At 64.3% G+C, this 16,497-nt stretch carries 14 protein-coding genes and 1 tRNA gene; 3 read left to right on the forward strand and 12 right to left on the reverse strand.

What is annotated here, in order from left to right; all coding sequences use genetic code 11:
* Window positions 1-97: 97 nt before the first annotated feature.
* The 10 genes from NP825_RS20400 to NP825_RS20445 all read right to left on the reverse strand — a co-directional run bounded on the left by NP825_RS20400 (window position 98) and on the right by NP825_RS20445 (window position 9,603).
* Window positions 98-607, reverse strand: a complete 510-nt coding sequence (locus NP825_RS20400) for an RNA polymerase sigma factor (RefSeq protein WP_257547154.1) — start codon at window positions 605-607, stop codon at window positions 98-100.
* Window positions 604-1,053: a hypothetical protein gene (locus NP825_RS20405; RefSeq protein WP_257547156.1), complete on the reverse strand. Its 450-nt coding sequence runs from the start codon at window positions 1,051-1,053 to the stop codon at window positions 604-606. The genes NP825_RS20400 and NP825_RS20405 overlap by 4 nt, the downstream gene beginning before the upstream one ends.
* 262 nt (window positions 1,054-1,315) lie before the next feature.
* The gene (locus NP825_RS20410; protein WP_257547158.1) at window positions 1,316-2,236 is read right to left on the reverse strand and encodes a nucleotidyltransferase and HEPN domain-containing protein; all 921 of its coding nucleotides are present in this window, start codon (window positions 2,234-2,236) and stop codon (window positions 1,316-1,318) included.
* A gap of 41 nt (window positions 2,237-2,277) precedes the next feature.
* Window positions 2,278-5,061, reverse strand: coding sequence for a MobF family relaxase (gene mobF, locus NP825_RS20415; protein WP_257547160.1), 2,784 nt, complete (start codon window positions 5,059-5,061; stop codon window positions 2,278-2,280).
* Entirely contained in the window at window positions 5,061-6,944 is a 1,884-nt protein-coding gene (locus NP825_RS20420; protein ID WP_257547162.1) for a type IV secretion system DNA-binding domain-containing protein, read from the reverse strand. Before NP825_RS20420 ends, mobF begins: the two co-directional genes overlap by 1 nt.
* On the reverse strand, window positions 6,941-7,309 hold the full coding sequence (locus tag NP825_RS20425) for a hypothetical protein (RefSeq protein WP_257547164.1): 369 nt from the start codon (window positions 7,307-7,309) through the stop codon (window positions 6,941-6,943). The genes NP825_RS20420 and NP825_RS20425 overlap by 4 nt, the downstream gene beginning before the upstream one ends.
* Window positions 7,310-7,516: 207 nt before the next feature.
* The gene (locus tag NP825_RS20430; protein WP_257547166.1) at window positions 7,517-8,065 is read right to left on the reverse strand and encodes a hypothetical protein; all 549 of its coding nucleotides are present in this window, start codon (window positions 8,063-8,065) and stop codon (window positions 7,517-7,519) included.
* Between the two features lie 73 nt (window positions 8,066-8,138).
* The gene (locus tag NP825_RS20435; protein WP_257547168.1) at window positions 8,139-8,306 is read right to left on the reverse strand and encodes a helix-turn-helix domain-containing protein; all 168 of its coding nucleotides are present in this window, start codon (window positions 8,304-8,306) and stop codon (window positions 8,139-8,141) included.
* Between the two features lie 170 nt (window positions 8,307-8,476).
* Window positions 8,477-9,352, reverse strand: coding sequence for a hypothetical protein (locus NP825_RS20440; protein ID WP_257547170.1), 876 nt, complete (start codon window positions 9,350-9,352; stop codon window positions 8,477-8,479).
* 176 nt (window positions 9,353-9,528) lie between these two features.
* A tRNA-Gly gene (locus tag NP825_RS20445) sits at window positions 9,529-9,603 on the reverse strand.
* A 202-nt stretch (window positions 9,604-9,805) separates the two neighbouring features.
* Between NP825_RS20445 and NP825_RS20450 the strand changes: the two genes are divergently transcribed.
* Window positions 9,806-10,717 (forward strand): tetratricopeptide repeat protein, encoded by a 912-nt coding sequence (locus NP825_RS20450; RefSeq protein WP_257547172.1) that lies wholly within the window; start codon window positions 9,806-9,808, stop codon window positions 10,715-10,717.
* Window positions 10,718-10,723: 6 nt separating this feature from the next.
* Window positions 10,724-11,374: an LON peptidase substrate-binding domain-containing protein gene (locus NP825_RS20455; RefSeq protein ID WP_257547174.1), complete on the forward strand. Its 651-nt coding sequence runs from the start codon at window positions 10,724-10,726 to the stop codon at window positions 11,372-11,374.
* 14 nt (window positions 11,375-11,388) lie between these two features.
* On the opposite strand, the gene NP825_RS20460 is transcribed toward NP825_RS20455, so the two are convergent.
* Together NP825_RS20460 and NP825_RS20465 are read right to left on the reverse strand one after the other, a co-directional pair.
* Complete coding sequence (locus tag NP825_RS20460) at window positions 11,389-12,096, reverse strand: sigma factor (protein ID WP_257547176.1); 708 nt, start codon at window positions 12,094-12,096, stop codon at window positions 11,389-11,391.
* Window positions 12,097-12,231: 135 nt separating this feature from the next.
* The gene (locus NP825_RS20465) at window positions 12,232-13,461 is read right to left on the reverse strand and encodes a UbiH/UbiF/VisC/COQ6 family ubiquinone biosynthesis hydroxylase (RefSeq protein WP_257547178.1); all 1,230 of its coding nucleotides are present in this window, start codon (window positions 13,459-13,461) and stop codon (window positions 12,232-12,234) included.
* Between the two features lie 543 nt (window positions 13,462-14,004).
* On the opposite strand from NP825_RS20465, the gene NP825_RS20470 reads away from it, so the two are divergent.
* Window positions 14,005-16,317, forward strand: a complete 2,313-nt coding sequence (locus NP825_RS20470) for a DNA translocase FtsK 4TM domain-containing protein (protein WP_257547180.1) — start codon at window positions 14,005-14,007, stop codon at window positions 16,315-16,317.
* The last annotated feature ends 180 nt before the right edge of the window (window positions 16,318-16,497 follow it).

Here is a 16,497-nt window from a genome sequence, read left to right on the forward strand (position 1 = left end):
CGGCGGCCCCTCGAATAATTAAGGGCAGCTTTCGGGATTGCTACCCATCGATTTGGGCGTCCAATTTCAGGCGCACAGCGGTCAGCAAGCCGACTGCTTATTCCGGTCGTACGGCGGCCCGCCGACATCGGGCCAATGCTCGCATCATATGGTACTCTACGCCCTTCTCGCCGACGCCAAGTTGCTCCGCGATTTCCCGATAGGACATGCCCTTTAGGCGATGCATGAGAAATATGCGTCGGGTTCTCAACGGCAAGGCAAGGAGCGCCCGACGGTAGGCTGCTCGAAGTTCCCGCGCTTCGATCCCCCATTCCTGGCGCGGGTGGATTGGAGCATCGCGCGCTTCGTCTAGCGGATAGAGCATGCACTTCTTCCGACGCCAAGTCCGCGCTCGGTTGATCAGAAGATTTTGGGCTGTCCGCGTTAGGTAACCTTGCGGATTTTCCAACCGTTCGAATGCCCCGCTTCGCAACACGCAGGTAAATGCCTCCTGCACAAGGTCTGGCGCCTCTTCGCGCCCGACTTTCCGCCGGAAGAAATGAAACAGTCGTTCATGCTGCGCCCGATAAAATGCATCAAAAGTTTGGTAAGGGCCGGCGGGGATCATGACCGTTCCTCCCGAGGGCCGTGCGCAGGCAGCGGCGCATCTCGCGACGCGCGGTAGAGGGTGATACCGGCTTCAATCCGGTCGAGAATGAAAGTATCGCGTTCAGCTTTGGCCGTGCGGATATCGGACTTGGAATAGATATCGACATCGACGGCGCAGCGACTGCCGAGTTCCCGATCGATAGTCGTTCGTGCGCGCCGCCAGCACCGTTCATCCGTGAAGAGGGGATGATTGACGACGACCCAGAATTCGTAATCGGAAAATTCGATGGTCCGGCTGTCTTCGTACCAGGATCGCCGCGCATAGGGACCGATCAAGATGATCCGTCTGATCCGTCCCGGTTCGGGTGGCTGAACCTGCGACGGGTCGAAAAGGCCTCGCAATATGCGGGTGATTCGCTCAATCTCTCGTTGCTTGCGCCGAATGAGATGGCCGACACGCGCCATCACGACCTCGCGTGCATAAACGTCGTTCGAATGTGGGGTAGTCATTTGCAGCTCGCACCGCGGCGGTCCGCGCATTTGTGCGCGGATAGGCAAGCGGTGTTCGCTGTCGGGCCGCTGGTGCGGCTATCAGCAACCGTCCGACACGCAGCCGGACCTACATGATGCCTGGCAGGATTATCCCCGGAATGGCCGCCAGTCGTTCCATTCCGTGAGGCGGATTATGCCAGAATCCGGGAGTCCCGGCAAGTCACGAGGGGGGCGTCTACTTGCGTGCCGCCGCCTCAAGCTCGGCGATCTTGTCGGAGCAGACCTGATGCACGACGCGGCCAAGTTCCTCGACGCGCTCGCCCAGCCAAGTCAGTTCATCTTCGCTGATCTTGTAGTGCTTCGAATAACGGGCCTTGGTGTAGGCTTCCTTCAGCTTCTGGAACATCGATCGATCGCGATGCGTGTCGTCCGGCCAGATGCCGTAGAGACGGCGATCCAACCCCTCGGCGAGCGACCGGAGGAATGCGATATTGTGGTTGTACGGAGTGTAGAAGGTTAGCGTCAGCAACAAGCATCCGTAGAGCCGCTCGGTTGCCTGATGTAGCTGAAAGGCCGATTCCTTCAGCCTGCCGCGGCTGAGGGCATACTTCGACGTATCGAGAAAGCCGGCCGCGCTCGGCATCCATTCTTCAAAATACTCTCGAGCAGCCTCGACCGCTTGCTGAGCAGTTTTAGGCTTCGGCGCAGCCAATTCTCGGTCGTCGGCGTCGTATAGCGCGATGCCGTCTTTCACGACCTCCATGAAGAAGACGCGCCCGTGCGACAGCCCGTCATTCACCTCATGCAGGCTGTGGACGATGAAGTTGACCGGCGTGTGGAGCGTCTTCTCGATCGTATAGGCCCGGATCAGCCGTTCCTCGGCCTTCGCCCAATAGGCAGCGCGATCCGTCAGCTCCTTCTGGCTGACGATGATGAGGATATCGTAATCGGATTTATATTGGTTCGCCGACAAGGGTGCATCGACCCAATCGCCCCGCGCGTGGCTGCCGAACAGTATGATCTTGAGAATGCGCGCGCCCTTGCGCGGACCGGTGGCATTCTCCGTGCTCCCACGAAACTCGTCGAAGATCATCTCGACAACGCGTTCAAGCTCGCGCTGCTTGGCGGCAGGAAGATGATCAAGATCGGTGCGCATGTCTCAAGAATCTTCGGCAAGATCATACGGTTTGGCAAGGACTAAAGCCCGGCCCCGAATTTTGAAGCCAGAGTTTGCGCCAATCCGGACGCGCTTGTCTTCGCGGCAACCGGCTGCGGAAGGGCAGTGTGTGCGATCGCGGTCTGGACCGTCCCGGCGCGTTCGTTGATCGCCGACACCAGCTTTGCGCGGTCGTTGGTGAAAATCGTGGCCGACTGCTTCGCGCGGGATATACAAACATAGAAGCTTTTCTGGTCGACGAGATTGGTAGCGCGGCTGTCCGCATGAATGATGACATGATCGGCAGTGCGACCTTGAGCGGCAAAGGCGGTGTCGACATAGCCATGCGCGATATGCCGATCGCGGGCGGCATCGACTTCTAGCGTCTGAACCTGACCCCGCGTACCCCGCACAGTGACCGTCTTTGCCTCTGCATCGACCGCCGTCACCTCCGCGCGCGCGCCGTTCACCCTGCCGACCTCGCGATCGTTGCGCGTGAACCGGATGATGTCCCCGGCCCTCAGCTCAAGACGCTGCGCTTCGAACACCTGCACGTTGCCGGCACCCCATTGCCGCAAACGCCAATCTACCTCGCGCCCGTCCTCCGATCGCAATGCGACCGACGCCTTGGCCGGATCGAAGCCTTCCACCCGGAACGCCTCGCCACGCGCGACGCCCTTGTCGGCATAATCTCGGGTAAAGCGGACCACGTCACCTTTATCATAGCTCAGCGGGTCGCCCGCTTCGGCGCGGGTCAGTCCTTTGTTGACGAGGCTTTCGACGGCCACAGCCGGTCCCCTAAGCGCGCCCGATCGGCCGAGCGCCTTACGAATATCGGCGGTCAATGCGTCGCGGCCTTCGCGCGAAGGTTCGATGACGAGCGTGCGACCGCGGCTGGTCTTGTCGAGTCCGACATAGCGCTCGGCGATGGCGGCAAAGCGTTCGGTGCGGTCCGCACCCTCGATGATCGCGCCCCCACCGCGATCGAGAGCGGCCAGGGCCTTCTTCACATCGCCCTCGATCGACGCCAACACAGCGCCCTTCGTAGCCGCATTGGTCTGACGGACGATCTCGCCAAGCTTGGCGGTTTCCATGCCAGCGGTCTGAAGTTGCGCGAATGCCGCGCCAGCCTCGACGGATCCAAGTTGCTTCACGTCGCCGACGAGGACGATGCGGGCATCGTGCTTTTGGGCCAGAGAGAACAGCCGCGCCGTATCTCGGGCAGAAAGCAGCGAAGCCTCGTCAACAATCCACGCTGCGGGTTGATCGGACGCGGAATGTCCCGGCGACAGCATATGGCGCGCGACCGTATCGCCGCGCGTTCCCAGCGCCTCGCCGAGTACCATCGCCGCCGATGCCGTTGGGGCAAGCGCGACGACAGATACCCCGCGCGCCGCCGCTTCGCGGGCGAAGGTCGCCAGCACGGTCGTGGTCTTCGCTGTGCCGGCATAGCCCTGCACCGCGGTGATCCGGTTGCGGCTGGTCAGAAGCTGCTCGGTGGCCGCGCGCTGATCGGCATTCCAGGCGAAGCCGTTGCGCTCGGCCTGTCGTGAGGCGGTGGCGACTGCCTTCGCCGCCGCGAGCGGTGACGCGATTGGTGCAAAGGCTCCGCGCCCGGCTGCCTCAATGCGAAGCAACCGAGTTTCCGCTTCGATGTTCTGCCGCGTGGTGAGCCCGGCGAACTCTGCACCGCGCCGATCCAGAAAGGTGCGATCAATTAGGTCGCCCCGCGCGATTGCCGCCTCGATCGCCTGCCCGATCCGCGCATAGCCGACCTTTCCGAGGCCGACACGTCCCGCTTCCTCGTGCAGGGCCGCTACCGAGAAGACCGACTGCCGCTCGCCGAGTTTGTCGGCGGCATGGGCGACGACGCGTTCGACTGTGTCGGTCCGCTCCAAAATTCCCGCCCCACGCGTGGCGGTGGCCTGTGCGTTTCGAATGAGTGCAAGACGCGCGCTGGCATCGAACCCCGCCCGGTCGGCGGTCTCGCGCCACTCCGCGACCAAGGAAGCCTGATCGGCCGCGACCTTCGCCTGCCGCGTGTCGAGCGCCGCGACCTGCTTCTCGGCCGCACTGGCTTCTTCGCGCGAGGTGCCGCGCTCGCCCAGCGCGGCTTCGATCTCGGCGCTGCGGGTGCTGAACGCGGCCATGACCTCGGTAGAGACACCCTTGATCTCAAACATCGACTCCTTGCCGGCCTCGATCTCATAGCCGAGTTCGCGAACCTTGAGTGCCAGCTCTTGCCGGTAGATCGCGCCGATCTGCTTCTGGAGCTGATAGACGGCGCGCGGTTCAAGGCTGCGCCATGATCCGTCGTCACCCCGCGTCGCGTTCATGATGACATTATGGGTATGGAGCTGCGGATCTTGTGCCCGGCTGGTCCCATGCTGGAAGCTCGCGACGATAAGATTGCCGGTCGCCTCGCGATTCACCGCACCGCCGTGCCGAACCCGCGTCGCGGCCATATGGGTTTCGACATGCGCGAGCGCTGCCTTCACCGCTTCGCCATGCGCCTCGATCAACCGTCGGTCGCCCGCAACCTCCGCCATGATCGACACCGACTTGGGGGCACTGAGGGTCACGTCCCAGCCGGGACGATGCTCAAGCTGTCCGTCGCGGACCGTGCCGAGCTGCTGGTCGCCGACCTTTCCGTTGAGCAGTTCGCGGAAGCGCTCGCGCTCGACATCGCCCGACAGCCCAAGCTCCTCGGCGCCCTTGCCATGCCATTCCGATGGCGACAGTCCGCCCTCGGCATAATAGTCGTCGGCCTCATAGTAGCTGCTGGCCTGCGCCGAGCTGGTCAGCGCCGAAACGGATGCGACCATCAGATCGGCCCATCATCCCGATCGGCCGGGGGAGCCGCCGGTTTCTTCTTTGCCTTCGGCTTCTCGGTCGCTGCTTGCGCCGGATCATTCGGCGTTTCCGGTTGAGGTGCCAATGATCGATGCCACAGGCTTGTCTCAGGGTCCGCTTCGACGAAAGCAGGTTGTCTCGGCTCGCCACGTCGCGCAATATGATCGGCGGTGAGCGAGATGCGGGCGACCGGGAACCCGTCGGGGAAAAGCAAATAGCCTTCGTGGCGCGGGAGGCGAAGTTCGCTTTCGAACACGGCGGGGCGGTCCTTGCGCTGCCGACCGAGCGTTATCCTGGGCTTGTCGTCCCCATCGCCGAACCCGCCGCTCATCGTATGGACCTCCACTTCGCAGGTGCCGATCGTGTCGCTCGCCCATTGGCGTGACTCGCCTTCGGTCATCTGGAGGAAGAGCTTGGTGTTGCAGCAGCCGAGCATGGATTCGGCCAGATCCTTGCCGTAGCGATGCCGCATCAAGCCTATTGCCTGGAAGGTGATAACGACCGCCGCGCCGAACTTGCGGCCCTCAGGCAGCAGACGTGCAAGGTTGTCGACGCGAGGGAGGTCGGCGAGCTCGTCGAGGAGGAACCAGATGCGCCGCTCGGACGACGGTGAAAGCCCGAGAACGGCGCTTGCGGCGCATTCAAGCCAGCAGGCGAGCAGCGGCTTCGACGCTGCGAAATGCTCCTCCTTGCGCGGTACGAAGATCCACGGCTTCGCGCCCTTCCGTTCGTCGAGGCGGGTTATGAAATCGCGGAAGGCGAAGGCTTTCTCGCCTTCCTCGGGCATCCGAAGGAACTGTATCAGGTTCGCGGCTTTCGCGAGCATGAAGAGCACACTGCCGGTGGCCCGGTCGGCATCGTCGGAGAATGTGCGGGCCGACGATGTGTCCTTCAGCCAGGTCTTGAGCTTGTCCTTGTCCCACTTCTGCAGCGCTTCAAGCAGGTCCGGCAGCGTGCATTTCTTCTCCTTCCACAATTCCCGGAGCATGTTGGCGACGAGGATACGGCTCGTCTCCAGCCATACGTCGTTGTCCTTGTCGCCGGTATCGGGAATGAGCTGCTGCGCAATACGATCAGCGTCGGCCGGATGCGCGATCTCGGCGAAGGGCGACCAATAGACGCAGCGGGCATCGAACGGATTGAGGATGATGTCACCGCACTCGGGCCGGTAATAATGGGCGATGAACTCGCCGCTCGTGTCGTAGACCAGCGCCGCTTCGCCGCGCGCCGCAATCCCGTCGAGCATTTGGCGCAGCACCGTCGTCTTGCCGCTGCCGGTGGTTCCGACCATCGCCATGTGCCGGGTTTCTAGGCGGCGGGGAAAGGGGACGGGGCCGATCGCCAGCGGATGCGTGCCGGATTCGGGTCGTGCGAGCTTCGCGAGTTCCTTCTCGGTGGTCACCTTGGTGCCGCCGATGACGCGATCCCGGAGCGCGCGTTCGCGTCGCCGTGCCGCGACACCGCGAAGCAGGAACAGGCCCGACAGCCATGCGGCAAATCCGAGCAAGCTGCCGCGCATGACAAATGACTTGGTGATGCTTGCCCGGCGAACCCAATAGGGATCGGTCGCGACTGTGCGGGCGGGCGTCAAATAGTCCGCCCCCTCGTAATGGATCACCATCCCGGGATCGCCGCCCGAGCCGGCCGCAAACCAAGCGAGCATCTTGGCATGATAATGAGTGCCGGTGTCCTGAACGATGCGCGGATCGAGCATCAGATAGGGGGCGGCCAGACCGCCGAGCGCGATTGACGAAAGCATGATCGCAATTTGCCGTTTGAACCGCCGCGTCTGGCTGTAGCGAAGATGACGCCGCAGCGTCTCGGCATGGAGCCGGCGATCATGAAGCTCGCTCATGGCCGTTCCGCCATCGCGGCGCGCTGCCGGTCATAGGCCCGGTTGGTCTCGGCGCTGATGACCTCGTCGGTCTTTTCGTCGCCCATCGCCGCGCTGCGCGCATAGCAATAAGCTGCGCACGCTGTGAACAAGGTGCGGTCGAGCATGCGCTCGACATCGGCGAGACGGGTGCTGATCGATGCGACCTCGGCGACAAGTTCACGCGACCCGTCATCGGCAACTGGCGGTTTCGTCTCGGCGGCGACACCGGCCTTCACGCAACGCTGGAGCATTTCGTAGGGGGTGACATTTTGCTGGGCAGCGAGCTTCTGCATGGCCTTGTCGACGGCGGTCGGCACGCGGACGGTGTATTGGGTCGTCCTCATCGCGCCATCCCCGCGAGAGTGCGGGTAGCAGTCTCGAAAACGCCTGGGAAACCGCCGCTTTGACGCAGGCGGAACTCCCTGTAGTCTAATCGTACTCTCGAAAAGTGGCGAAAAAGCTGGATGCACCCGTGCGTGAGGTGTGTATCCAAATTACGGGTCCGATGCGTAGCATCGCGGCCCAGCGACATCGCCTCAAAAGCAGTCGTCTCAGACATGATCCGAGCCCTCCTTGCGGGGGGCTGCAACCATGCGATCCTGATCGAAGATGTCGCCCCTTGCCGCGATCATCGTCTTGGCCTTGCGATCGGCAGCCTCGCGATCAAAGGCTACCGGCGTCATCGGGCACTCGCGCAAACCATTATCCGCAATCCACGCTTGAATCGCCCGCTCGATCGCCGCCCGCATTTGAAAATGAAGATCGCTCGCCTGATAAGGATCGAGGTGAGCAGTAACGCCGGAGCTGAGAACGAGGCCACCCAGCGGGAAAACATGATTGCCTGCCCACTGGTACGGCCCATCGATTCGGCAAAAGCTCGTTTCGCCGTCATAGAGAGCGAGAGGCGGGCGCTCTGCCCGGTTCCACGCAGCCAGCGCGGACCGGTAGGTATCTCCGTCTTCACCGTCAGCGATCAGCTTCTCGATCAGCGGAACTACGCAAGGTGCGTTGTATCGATCGACGGCGAAACGCAGGGTGACCTTGTGGTCAAAGCGGAAAAAATTGGAGAGCTGGTCGGCGGCTTTGCGCAGAATGGACATGCGGTGTCCTTTCAATAAAATGGGATGTGTCGGTGGGATGGTGGGCGATGTGTCGCCCTCCAGGGGATAAGGCCTAAGCCTGAGCTTGGGTCAGCCGTCTGATCGACTCGGTGGTGATCAGCGTCCGCGTCCCGATCTTGAGGGCATCGACCTGTCCGGCCTTGATGAGCTTGTAGATCGTGCTGCGACCGACGCCGAGCGCCTTCGCTGTACGGTTAATCGAATATGCGAGTTCATCCATTGTCGCCTCCGTTCGAGTGCCGCGATGCGGCGGGCGACAGGTTCATTTGCACGCAAGCGCCCACATTCCCAACGGTGTGCAGAAGCGCCTATTTCAGCCGGTTGGGGAGTTTCCCGGCAATTGGTTTCGACCAGAAACTACGCAAAAGCGTTATTCCTTGGTAATTCAGGCTAGGAATCAGAAGAGCGATTTTTTTTGATCGCTCCCAGAATATCGTTTGCGTAACCTGCAAGCTGGGTGTCGCTAGGGACATCAAGCCGCCTGCCGATATACCAATGCACTAGTAGGCCTATGATCACCTTCTGATTTCCGCTCTTTTTAGTGATGTCGAGCGCGCGCACCTTGGGATGGTCTATCAGCGAGATGATCGCGCCGGTGTAATCATACTTCTTGGGCACGCCAGACCGCTTGGGTTTGGCCTTGGCGTCAGCGATCAGTTTGTCGACGTCCGCCTCAAGGAACAATTCCCGGGCGAACCAGAAACCGACAGGCCCGAAGAGGGCGTTGCGGATCGTGCTGTCGTTGGCCACATGCGCAGCACGAAGTTTGCCGAAGAAGTAGCGATGATCGACATAGCGGCGCGCGCCGTTTCGAGCGAAGTAAAAGGCGCGCGGTGACGATTCGAGTTGGAGGATGGCGAACAGGTGCTCCAAATTTCGGACGGCCGGGTCTTCGGGGTCCGCATAAACCGGCTTCTGGGGCGTGGCAGCCTTCATACCGCCATACTGAAAAACGCGCCACGAGGCGCCAGCCGCCATCATTAAACCAAAACAACCCAAACCGGTCAGCCCGATGGCATCGGCTCCGGGCGCCTGATTCAGAGTGAGAGCGAGCCAAGGAAGCAAGATAATAACAGTCGCGAAAGCGGCGGCCGCAGATGTGGTGGATAAGAGCCAGTATCTCTTTTGAATGACGCGTGAGGCATCCGCCGCGATGCGATCGAGCTCAGCAAGGCCAGTCTGCCCATTCGTGTTGATGAAGCGGGCCGCAACTCTGCGAAGCGGCAATACTTCTGTTCGGTCATCCACCGGCTTCTCCTCGGGCAAGAGATAATACAGCGGCGAAGGAGAGCCAATTACAAACACTTGCTCGGTTACCAAAACACGGCGCCCGACAAAGATAGACGGCTCGCAGCGTGGTAGCCCGGTGGTAGCCCAGCGAAATACGCATCGCGCGGCGCCAAACGCCGCGCCGCTTAAATGGCTGAATTTGTAGGAAAAACTGGAGCGGGCGAAGGGATTCGAACCCTCGACCCCAACCTTGGCAAGGTTGTGCTCTACCCCTGAGCTACGCCCGCTCTGGCGGCTGGAAACGGGTCGCTCCCAGCGGGTGAGGCGCGCGATTAGCACCGGCTTTCGGAGTCGGCAAGCCCTGTTTGCGCTTTTTCCGCGAAGGATTGGCATTGGCGCGCCAAATCCCACATAAGCGCGTGAAGAGTCTTTTTCGCCCATGCGGAAGCGCGCCGGGCTCATGCGTATATACTAAGGAGCATCATCACCGTGGCCACGCTCGGTCTGAACCCGCAAGAGAAGGAAGCCGTCGAAGCCTTCCGCCGCGACGTCGTCGATCCGTCGATGAAAAGCCTCGTCATCCTCGATTTCTGGGCCGAATGGTGCGGGCCGTGCAAGCAGCTTGCGCCGGTGCTCGAAAAGGTCGCCGCGGATTATGCCGACAAGGGCGTCGTCCTGGTGAAGGTCGATGTCGATGCGAACGGCTTCATCGCCAGCCAGTTCCAGGTCCAGTCGATCCCGACCGTCTATGCGATCTTTCAGGGCCAACCGGTCGCCAACCTGACCAATGCGCGGACCGAAAGCCAGCTCAAGGCGCTACTCGACCAGTTGCTCGCGCAGCTTCCGATCGAGAGCGAGGCGAGCGCCCGCGCGGTCGAGATCGCGCCGGTGATCGAGATGGGCGAGGGCGTGCTGGCCGAGGGCGACGGGCCGCGCGCCGCGGGCATTTTTTCGCAGATCGTCGAGATGGCGCCCGACAATGCCGCGGCGCACGGCGGGCTGATCCGCGCGCTGCTGCTGGCGGGCGACACCGAAGCCGCCCAGGCGGCGCTTGATGCGGTGCCTGCCGAGATCGCCGCCGACCCTGCGATCGCGCAGGCGAAAAGCGCGCTTGCGCTCGCTGCCGACGCTCCCGATGCGGGCGAGCTTGCGGGGTTCGAGGCCGCGGTCGCGGCGGACCCCGACGACCATCAGGCGCGCTTCGACCTTGCCGCGGCGCAGATCGGCGCCGGGCAGCGCGATGCCGCCGCCGACAATCTGCTCCACATCGTCGCCGCCGACCGCGAATGGAACGACGGCGCCGCGCGCGCCAAACTGCTGTCGCTGTTCGAAGCCGTGGGCCTCGAAGACCCGTGGGTCGCGGCGCAGCGCCGCCGCCTGTCGCTGATCCTGTTCGGCTGACGCGCCATGACCGAAGCCGCACCCCTCACCATCCAGCGGATCGCGATCTTTCCGCTGCCCGGCGCGGTGCTGTTTCCGGGGCTGCACCTGCCACTCCACATCTTCGAACCGCGCTACAAGGCGATGGTGCAGGAGGTGCTCGCGCGCGACCGCCAGATCGGAATGATCCAGCCGCGCCAGATCCCCGGCGAGGAAGCCCGCGAACCTCCCGCGCTTTACGATGTCGGCTGTGTCGGGCGCATCGTCGACGTCGAGGCGCTCGATGAAGGTCGCTTCAATCTGGTGCTCGAAGGCGTCGCGCGCTTCCGCGTCCGCCGCGAGCTCGACGTCACGACGCCGTTCCGGCAGGTCGAAGCCGAGATCGAGGTCGAGGCCGAAGAGGATGCCGTGCTGTCGAGCATCGAGCGCGCGAGCCTCGAACGCGAGGCGAAGCGCTTCGCGGCGCGGCAGGGCTATGTCGTCGACTGGGATTCGGTCGGCCAGCTCGACGACGCGACTTTGGTCAACGGCATCGCGCAGGTCGCGCCGTTCGACGCGGCGGCGAAGCAGGCACTCCTCGAGACAAGCCCGATCGACGCGCGCGCCGAGCTGGTCGTGCAGATGATGCAATTCTTCGGCCGTTTCGACGGCGACGATGGGCGCGCGACGCTGCAGTAGCCCTCTGTACCGGCTCAATGCGGCTTGGCGCCCACCATGCGGGCCATGTCGGCGAAGGCCCGGCGCACGATATGGCGATCGGCTTCGCCGAGCCGTTCGATCAGCGCTTCGGTGTGAGTGAGTTGGCGGCGTACCAGCGCGCCTTCTTCGCTTACTTTCGCCGCTACCCGTGCGGGCGCCGCCGCGCCGCGCGGGGTGCGCATGAGCGCCTTTTCGCGCCGCATCGCCCAGCCGGCAACGAGTCGATCAGCGACAAGATTTGCCAGACCGTCGGCAGCCGCCTGCTCGGTTGCCGCTTCAGCGCGGGGATCGACAAGCCCGTCATCGACACCCTCGTCCGCCAGCGCGTCGAGCGACAGCGTCGCACCCACCGCGCGCCGGCCGGCGCAGCGCTGATCGCCATGGAGTCGCAGGCGCAGCGCCTGCAATTCGGCGCGGATCTGCCAATTGACATAGGTGGTGAAAAGCGCCCGTGACGGATCGTAGCGTTCGGCGGCGCGGTGGAGCGCGATCGCGCACGCCTGCGCCGCATCGTCAGCGGCGTCGGCGAGGCCGTAGGTCCGGGTGAAATAACGGATGCGCGGCGCGACCTGCGCGAAAAGATGCTGGAAAGCACGGTCGACGCGCGCTCGCGCGCGCGCTCCCGGTGCTGCTTCGAGCGCGGTGCGCGTCTGGATCAATTCGGTGACAGCATCTTCGAGGGCGTCGCTTTTGGCCGACATGGTCGTTCCCCATCCTGCGCGGGCCCAGTTGCCCGCAGGACAGGGGATAGGCTGCGATGGTTAGCGGCGACGTGCCGGGCGGCTAGGTATAAATACATATCCGTCGCCCCTGCGCGGACGGGACCGACGATCGGGTCAGATTTCGGCGCCCGCCAGCAGGCGCGGCAGGTCGCCCGCCTCGCCGCGCGCCTCGTCCATGAAGAAGCGCTTGAGCATCGGCATGCGCTGCACCGCGCCGAGCCCGGCGCGGCGGACGGCGGAGGCGGTCTTGCCCGGAATCCCGAACAGGCGGGTGAGGCCGTCGGTCGCGAGGCTGACCATCAGATTGTCGAGCCCGCGCCAGCGCTGATAGCGCGCGAGCAAGGCCGCGTCGCCGAGATCGAGCCCGATTCGCGCGCCCTCGACGAGCACCTCGGTCAGCGCCGCGACGTCGCGCAGACCCAGGTTGAGCCCCTGCCCCGCGATCGGGTGGATACCGTGCGCGGCGTCGCCGACGAGCGCGATGCGGTCGGCGACGATCTTCGCGCTGTGATGGAAACCGAGCGGATAGGTCATGCGCGGCGCGACGAGCTCCATCGCGCCGAGCAGCCCGCTCGCGCGCTTTTCGAGCTCGGCGGTGAAGCCGCGGTCGCCGAGCTTGGCGAAGCCCGGCCCGTCCTTTTCGGACACGGTCCACACGAACGCCGAGCGATGCCGCCCCTGCTCGTCGTCGACGAGCGGGAGCAGCGCGAAAGGCCCCGAGGGGAAGAAGATTTCGTGCGCGACGTGATCGTGCGGCCTGGCGTGCGCGACCGCGCCGATCATCGCGTGATGATGATAGGACCAGTTCGCGATGCTGAACCCCGCCGCGTCGCGCGTCGGCGAGCGCCGACCCTCGGCGACGATCAGCAACGGCGCCGCGAGCTGCGTCCCGTCGGCGAGCGTCAGCGTCACGCCATGCGGCCCGACGTCGCGCGCCACGACCTTCGCGGGCGCGAAGAGCCGCACGAGCGGCGCTTCTGCGATCCCCGCCGCGAGCGCGAGACGAAGGCGACGATTCTCGACCATTGTCCCCAGGGCCGGGGCATCCTCGGCAGTGACGAAATCGAGCTCGCCAGCCTGCCCGCCGTCGCTGACCTTGATCGCGCGGATCGGGCAGCCGTGATCGGCCAGCCGGTCGGCGATGCCGATGACCTCGAACATCCGCCACACCGCGCTCGCGATCGCCGAGGCGCGGCCGTCGAAGCCCGGCGCGGTCGTCGCCACCGGATCGGCGGGATCGACGATCTGACTCGACAGGCCGTGGCGAGCGAGGGCGAGGGCCAGCGCCTGTCCGACGAGGCCGCCGCCGGAGATCAGAACATCGCTGCGCAGAGGTTCGGTCATGCACCCGCCCTAGCGCGTTTTGGGGCAGGATGAAAAGGACGGCGTTTGACCGAAAGAGAGAGGAACGTCTGAAAACGACCGGAAGCGGCCGCTCCTCTCCCCTCCCGCAGGCGGGAGGGGTCGGGGGTGGGCAGCGACGGTGCAATGGCCCACCCCGCTGCGACTAACGAACAAAGTTCGTAAGTCTCGCTGCCCCTCCCGCTTGCGGGAGGGGAAAGGAGCGCCATCCTTCAACGTCCGCTCCCCACCCCGAAGCCGACATCGGCTTCAAATAGGCCTTTCCTACATTATCCAGCTGTGTCAGCCTTCATCCGGCTCTTTTATTTGGTGAACAAAAACGGTCGCTAGCCGGTTTGCGGTGCAGCCATCGCGCGGCGCGTCCAGCACGCCGCAAGACCCGAACCGACGCGCGCATTGGGCTGAACTTTCCTGAACTTCGGAATAATATCGTGCACGCTTGCACGCCTCGCCGAGGGGCTGCTTGACGGCGAGTCCGCCCCGTGTGCATATCGCCGTGGTTAATAGTTGAGGACCGTTTCCAGCATGGCCAGCCGCAAGCCCATCGCCGCAAAGGCCGATTGGCGCACGATTTTCCGCCAGAGCATCGCCCGGTCGCTCGTGATCGCGGCGGCGGTGGCGCTCGCCGCCTTCACCCTGTTCCTGACGCTCGCCTTCCTCACCTACGACAGCACCGACGCGGCGCTCAACACCGCGGCAAACGGCAACGCCGCGAACTGGATGGGCGGCCCAGGCGCCTGGTTCGCCGACCTCGGCCTGTCGATCGGCGGCGCGCCGATCATCCTGTTGCTGCCCCTGCTCGGCGTCATGGCATGGCGGCTATGGAGCGGCGAGCCGCAACCCTATTGGCTGCGCCAGCTCACCTATTGCTTTGCCGGAATCCTCTTCGTCGGACTGGGCGCCGAACTCTGGGCTCCCGCGAGCGGCTCGCCGATGCCCGCGGGTTGGGGCGGGATCATTGCGCTCGTCGTCGGCGGCGCGATCACCCCGCTCTTCGCGCTCGCCGGTGAACCCGGCGCGGCGCTCGCGCGCGTCGCCGCGATCCTGTTCCTGGTGATCCTCGGCCTGTGGCTCGCCTTTCGCTCGCTGCGGCTCGAAAAGGGTTGGGCGTCGCGGCTCAAGCTACCCGCGGCGGCAGGCAGCCGCGTCGTCGAACCGGCGAAGGCGGTCGAGGTCGGGACCAAGGCCCCCAATCTGATGGAGCGCGTGATCCGCCCGCGCCCGCGCGCCGAGCCGAGCGACCGCGCCCCGCCCGAGATCGCCGATCCGGTCGAGCGCACCGCGCCGTCGAAGCCCAGGGCCAAGCCGCAGACCGAGCTGTTCACCAATTACCAGCTTCCCTCGATCGACCTGCTCACTCCTGCACCTGAGGGGCGGAGCGGACAGATCGACAAGGCGGCGCTCGAACGCAACGCACGGCTGCTTGAATCGGTGCTCGAGGATTTCCAGGTCAAGGGCGTCGTCACGGCGGTGCGCCCCGGCCCCGTCGTCACCATGTACGAGCTCGAACCCGCGCCGGGCACCAAGGCGAGCCGCGTCTCGAACCTCGCCGACGACATTGCGCGCAACATGTCGGCGCTCTCGGCGCGCATCGCGCCGATTCCCGGCCGCACGGTGATCGGTATCGAACTCCCCAACGCAAATCGCGAGGCGGTGGTGCTGCACGAGATCATCGGCAGCGCGCTGTTCCAGGACCAGAACGGCGCGCTTCCCATCATCCTCGGCAAGAATATCAGCGGCGACGCGATGATCGCCGACCTCGCCCCGATGCCGCACCTGCTGATCGCGGGCACCACCGGATCGGGCAAGTCGGTCGGGCTCAACGCGATGATCCTCTCGCTCCTCTATCGCCTCGGCCCCGACCAGGTGAAGATGATCATGATCGATCCGAAGATGCTGGAGCTCAGTGTCTATGACGACATTCCTCACTTGCTCGCCCCGGTGGTGACCGAGCCCAAGAAGGCGATCCGGGCGCTCAAATGGGCGGTCGAGCAGATGGAGGACCGCTACCGGATGATGTCGTCGCTGTCGGTGCGCAACCTCGCCTCCTACAACGACAAGGTGCGCGGCGCGCTCGCCAAGGGCAAATCGCTGGGGCGGCGTGTCCAGACCGGCTACGACCCCGACACCGGGCAGCCGGTCTATGAGGAGGAAGCGCTCGACTATCAGCCGCTGCCGCAGATCGTCGTCGTCGTCGACGAGCTCGCCGACCTGATGATGACCGCGGGCAAGGAGGTCGAATTCCTGATCCAGCGCCTCGCGCAAAAGGCGCGCGCGGCGGGGATCCACCTGATCCTCGCGACGCAGCGCCCGTCGGTCGACGTCATCACCGGCGTCATCAAGGCGAATCTGCCGACGCGCATCAGCTTCAACGTCACCTCGAAGATCGACAGCCGCACGATCCTGGGCGAGGCGGGCGCCGAGCAACTGCTCGGCAAGGGCGACATGCTCTACGTCCCCGGCGGCAAGCAGATCACGCGTATTCACGGCCCGTTCGTGTCGGACGACGAAGTGCGCGCGGTCGCCGATCACTGGCGCGGCCAGGGCCGCCCCGACTATGTCGAGAGCGTCACCGAGGACCCCGAGGACGGCGGTTTCGCGATGGAAGGCGCCCCCGCAGGCGGCGACAGCGCCGAGGACCGTATGTATGCCAAGGCCTGCCAGATCGTCGCCGAAAGCCAGAAGGCCTCGACGAGCTGGCTGCAGCGGCAGCTCCGCATCGGCTACAACAGCGCCGCGCGCCTGATCGAGCGGATGGAGGAGGAGGGGCTGGTGAGCCCGCCCAACCATGTCGGCCGCCGCGACGTGCTGACTGACCAATATGGCCAGCCGCGATAGGGGGATTGAATATCGCCTTCCTCGTATCGTCATCCCGGCGCAGGCCGGGATCTCGCCGATGCGTCATGACGATATGGTGAGATCCCGGCCTTCGCCGGGATGACGGGGAGATGAAACGGCAATTCAGGGCGCGTTCAATGCCAAGACCCCAAGACTTGGTCAGATAAACAAGATGAGAGC

This window comes from Sphingopyxis sp. DBS4, assembly GCF_024628865.1.
Taxonomy (GTDB): domain Bacteria; phylum Pseudomonadota; class Alphaproteobacteria; order Sphingomonadales; family Sphingomonadaceae; genus Sphingopyxis.

Bases quoted from the DNA above. Each gene is read 5' to 3' on its own strand.
- NP825_RS20400 (WP_257547154.1), bottom strand. From the start codon at position 607: ATGATCCCCGCCGGCCCTTACCAAACTTTTGATGCATTTTATCGGGCG.
- NP825_RS20405 (WP_257547156.1), bottom strand. From the start codon at position 1,053: ATGGCGCGTGTCGGCCATCTCATTCGGCGCAAGCAACGAGAGATTGAG.
- NP825_RS20410 (WP_257547158.1), bottom strand. From the start codon at position 2,236: ATGCGCACCGATCTTGATCATCTTCCTGCCGCCAAGCAGCGCGAGCTT.
- mobF (WP_257547160.1), bottom strand. From the start codon at position 5,061: ATGGTCGCATCCGTTTCGGCGCTGACCAGCTCGGCGCAGGCCAGCAGC.
- NP825_RS20420 (WP_257547162.1), bottom strand. From the start codon at position 6,944: ATGAGCGAGCTTCATGATCGCCGGCTCCATGCCGAGACGCTGCGGCGT.
- NP825_RS20425 (WP_257547164.1), bottom strand. From the start codon at position 7,309: ATGAGGACGACCCAATACACCGTCCGCGTGCCGACCGCCGTCGACAAG.
- NP825_RS20430 (WP_257547166.1), bottom strand. From the start codon at position 8,065: ATGTCCATTCTGCGCAAAGCCGCCGACCAGCTCTCCAATTTTTTCCGC.
- NP825_RS20435 (WP_257547168.1), bottom strand. From the start codon at position 8,306: ATGGATGAACTCGCATATTCGATTAACCGTACAGCGAAGGCGCTCGGC.
- NP825_RS20455 (WP_257547174.1), top strand. From the start codon at position 10,724: ATGACCGAAGCCGCACCCCTCACCATCCAGCGGATCGCGATCTTTCCG.
- NP825_RS20460 (WP_257547176.1), bottom strand. From the start codon at position 12,096: ATGTCGGCCAAAAGCGACGCCCTCGAAGATGCTGTCACCGAATTGATC.
- NP825_RS20465 (WP_257547178.1), bottom strand. From the start codon at position 13,461: ATGACCGAACCTCTGCGCAGCGATGTTCTGATCTCCGGCGGCGGCCTC.
- NP825_RS20470 (WP_257547180.1), top strand. From the start codon at position 14,005: ATGGCCAGCCGCAAGCCCATCGCCGCAAAGGCCGATTGGCGCACGATT.